Raw genomic sequence first — 4,064 nt, 5'->3', positions numbered from 1 at the left:
GGCGCGGTGATGGTGCAGACGGCGCTGGCCCGGTCGATCAACACCGTGGCGGTGCGGCTGGCCCAGGAGGTCGGCCCTGCGGCGATCGGCTCGCTGGTCCGGCGTTTCGGCTTCACCAGCCTACCGGACGAGCCGGGTCTGTCGGTGGCGTTGGGCGCCTACGAAGTCAGCGTGCTGGAGATGGCCAGCGCCTTCCAGGTGTTCCAGCAGGCCGGCGGGCGCGTGCAGCCCTACATCATCGAGGAAGTCCGCACGGTCAGCGGCGAACGCGTGGTGATCCATCTGCCCAGCGCGCCGGCCCCCGCCTACGACGCGGCGCGCGCCGGGTTGATGCTGCGGATGATGCAGGGTGTGATCACCTCGGGCACCGGCAAGCGCGCGAATTTCGGCTGGCCGGCGGCGGGCAAGACCGGCACCAGCCAGAACTGGCGCGACGCCTGGTTCGTCGGTTTCACGCCGGAGTTCGCCACCGCCGTCTGGGTGGGCAACGACGACGGCCGCTCGATGCGCAAGGTGACCGGCGGCGACGCCCCGGCGCGGATGTGGCGCAGGTTCATGGTGGTCGCCCACCAGGGACTGGCGCCGCGCGACTTCGACTGGCTGCTGCCCAGCGTCACCGCGGCGCCGGACGGGCTCGGTCCGTTAGAGCCTGAAGCGCCGTCCGCCGAAGAGGCTGAACAGGGCGGATTCTACGAAGACCTGTCCGCCGCCTTCGCCCGCACCTCGGCCGACGAAGGCGACGCGGCCTGGTCGCAAGGCGCGGAGACCGAACCGCCGTTCTGAGGCTAATCTGGCGACGCCGCTTGCGGGCGGCGCAAAGGGCGCTATCTCCCTGCGCTGGATGAAGCCTCCCATTCTCGCCCTCAAGGACGTCCGTCTGGCCGACGGTCCGCTGATGCTGTTCGACGGCGTCGACCTGGCGCTGGAGCCACGCGCCCGCGCCTGCCTGGTGGGCCGCAACGGGACCGGCAAGTCGACCCTGCTGCGCATGCTGGCCGGCCAGGCAGAGCCGGACGCGGGCGAACGCACGGCCAGCCCCGGCGCGCACATCGCCTTCGTGCCGCAAGAACCGTTGATCACCGGTGAGACGCTGCTGGATTACGCCACCGCCGGCGGCGCGGCCGACCACGAGGCCAGCGCGTCGCTGGAGGCTTTCGGGGTCGATCCCGCCAAAGCCGCGATCGGCCTCTCCGGCGGCGAGATCCGCCGCGCGGCGCTGGCGCGCGCTTTCGCCGAGAAGCCGGACGTGCTGCTGCTCGACGAGCCCACCAACCACCTCGACATCCTGGCCATCGAAATCCTCGAGACCGAGCTGCGCGCCTCGCGCGCCGCGGCCCTGATCGTCAGCCACGACCGCGCCTTCCTGGAGCGGGTGACCGGGCGTTGCTTCTGGCTGGAGCACCGCACGGTGCGCCGTCTGGACAAGGGCTTCGCGGCCTTCGACGAGTGGGCCGAGCAGATCAACCACGCCGAGGCTGAGGAAGGCCGCAAGCTCGACAAGTCGTTGCAGCGCGAACAGCACTGGATGGCGCGCGGCGTCACCGGCAGGCGCGCACGCAACGAAGGCCGCCGCCGGCGTCTCGTCGCCTTGCGCGAGGCCAAGGCCGACCGGCTGCGCGAGGTGCGCGGCGGCCTGGGCATGGAGATCGCCAACGCCGGCGTCTCCGGCCAGCGGGTCGCCGAGGTCAAGTCGATCGCCAAGGCGTTCGGCGCACGCACCGTGCTGAAGGACTTCAGCACCCGCATCCTGCGCGGCGACCGCGTCGCCGTGGTGGGTCCGAACGGCGCCGGCAAGACCACGCTGGTCAAGCTGCTGCTGGGCCAGCTCGCCCCCGACAGCGGCGAGGTGAAGCTGGGGACGGGGTTGGAGATCGCCTACATTGATCAGGCGCGCGCCGACCTTTCACCCGAGGCGACGCTGAAGGACATCCTCACCCCCCTGGGCGGCGACCAGGTGATGGTGCGCGGCCAGCCCAAGCACGTCACCGCCTACGCCAAGGAGTTCCTGTTCCGCGAGAGCCAGATGCGCCAGCCGGTGCGCAGCCTCTCCGGCGGCGAACGCAACCGCCTGCTGCTGGCCGCGGCGCTGGCCAAACCCGCCAATGTCATGGTCCTCGACGAGCCGACCAACGACCTGGACATGGACACCCTCGACCTGCTCGAGGATCTGCTGGCCGACTATGAGGGGACGCTGATCCTGGTCAGCCACGACCGCGACTTCATCGACCGGCTGGCCACATCGACGATTGCGCTGGACGGCTCGGGCCGTGTGGTGGAGACGCCGGGCGGATGGCAGGATTTCCTGACCCAGAACCCCGGGTTCTTCCAGGCGGTGGCCTCGTCGCCCGCGAGAGGCGCGCCAGCCAAGGCCGCGCCGGCTCCTCCAGCCGCGCCAGCCCGCGCCGTTAAGCTGTCATACAAGGACCAGCGTCGGCTCGAGGAATTGGAGGCGCTGAGCCAGTCCCTGCCCGGCCGCATCGCGGCGCTCGAATTGGAGCTGGCCGATCCGGGACTCTACGGCCGTGACCCGGCGGCGTTCCAGCGTGTGAGCAAGACCCTAGACGCCGCGCGCCGCCAGCTCGCCGACGCCGAGGAGGAATGGCTGTCCCTGGAAGAGCGGCGCGAGGCGATGGCGGCCGGCCGCTGAGGGAGCGCAGAAGCTTCACGCGGAGTTGAACGCGTCGGCGCGAGGCCTCGCGCGCATCGGTGGATGATCGTTAACTTTTGATTCAACTGCGGAATCCGAGCCTCATGCGCAGGCGGTCCACAGGTCATCAACCGAATCATCCTCAGCGGGGCGAATTCGGGCGGTTGCTTCATACAAGGTTTGGAGCCAAGGTCAAGACGTCGAAGGGAATGCAGCGCACGCGGACCGGGCGACCGGAAAGCAGAAGCGAGCGGTTCACGAAGCGACGAGGCCGGGGCGACCCAGCCACGTTCGAACCGAGAACCCTGGACGCGATGGAAACCTACGGGGAAGCCCGTCAATCGAAGTCGCGGACCACCTGGAGACGCAGAACCCGCAAGGGGTCTGGATGAGAGGGCGACGCATCGGGCGACCGAAGCGCCGCCCTCTTGCTATTCGGCGTCCTGTTGCATGCGGCGCCTTGGAAGACGCCGCCTGCCGCCTTAGGCTCCCGCACGCTCAAGCTCGGGAATTCCACATGCTCCCCCTCCGACTGATCGCCACCGCCCTGGCGACCGCCATGCTCTGCGCCTGCCAGCCCGCCGCGTCGGACAAGACGGCGGCCGCCCCGCAGCCCGGCGAATCCACCGCCATCCGCTTCGCCACCGACTGGCGCGCCCAGGCCGAACAGGGCGGATTCTATCAGGCCCTTGCGACCGGCGAGTACGCCAAGCGTGGCCTCAAGGTGGAGATCATCCAGGGCGGTCCTGGTGTGAACGTGCCGCAACTGCTGGCCGCCGGTTCGGTGGATATGGGCATGGGCTCCAACAGTTTCATCGTCATGAACCTCGCCCAGGAGAAGGCGCCGGTGAAGGCGGTGGCGGCGTTCATGCAGAAGGACCCGCAGGTGCTGATCGCCCATCCGGATCAGGGGATCGAGAAGATCGCCGATCTGAAGGGCCATCCGATCCTGCTCGCCGACGCTTCGGTCACCGCCTTCTGGGTTTGGTTGAAGGCGAAGTACGGATTCACCGACGATCAGGTGCGCAAGTACACCTTCAACTCCGCGCCGTTCCTGGCCGACAAGCGGGTCGCCCAGCAGGGCTATCTGACGTCGGAGCCCTACACCCTGGAGAAGGAGGCCAGGCTCAAGCCCAAGGTGCTCCTGTTGGCCGACGAGGGCTTCCCTGGCTACGCCGCCATGGTGCTGGCCTCGACGAGGCTGATCGAAAAGGACCCGAAGTCGGTGCAGGCATTCGTGGAGGGCTCAGCCGCCGGCTGGAAAAGCTACATCGACGGCGACGCCGCCCCCGGTGACGCGCTGATCCGCAAGGCGAACCCGGAGATGACCCAGGACGTGCTCGACCAGGCGCGCGCAAAGATCAAGGCCGCCGGCCTGGTCGATGGCGGCGATGCGGCGAAGGCTGGGCTGGGTGTG

3 protein-coding genes are annotated in these 4,064 nt (G+C 69.1%); all 3 read left to right on the top strand.

The window, feature by feature from the left end; translation table 11 throughout:
• Positions 1-783, top strand: a 783-nt coding sequence (locus Q8R27_RS03500) for a transglycosylase domain-containing protein (RefSeq protein WP_305697705.1), incomplete at its 5' end; no start/stop codon positions are given.
• Between the two features lie 58 nt (positions 784-841).
• Positions 842-2,647 (top strand): ABC-F family ATP-binding cassette domain-containing protein, encoded by a 1,806-nt coding sequence (locus Q8R27_RS03495; protein WP_305697704.1) that lies wholly within the window; start codon positions 842-844, stop codon positions 2,645-2,647.
• 517 nt (positions 2,648-3,164) lie between these two features.
• Positions 3,165-4,064: ABC transporter substrate-binding protein (locus Q8R27_RS03490; protein ID WP_305697703.1), on the top strand; the 900-nt coding region annotated here is incomplete at its 3' end.

The sequence above is a fragment of the Phenylobacterium sp. genome, assembly GCF_030697305.1.
Lineage (GTDB): Bacteria > Pseudomonadota > Alphaproteobacteria > Caulobacterales > Caulobacteraceae > Phenylobacterium.
Note: the sequence above shows the minus strand (reverse complement) of the source record. Positions and strands in the feature narration are given on the sequence as shown.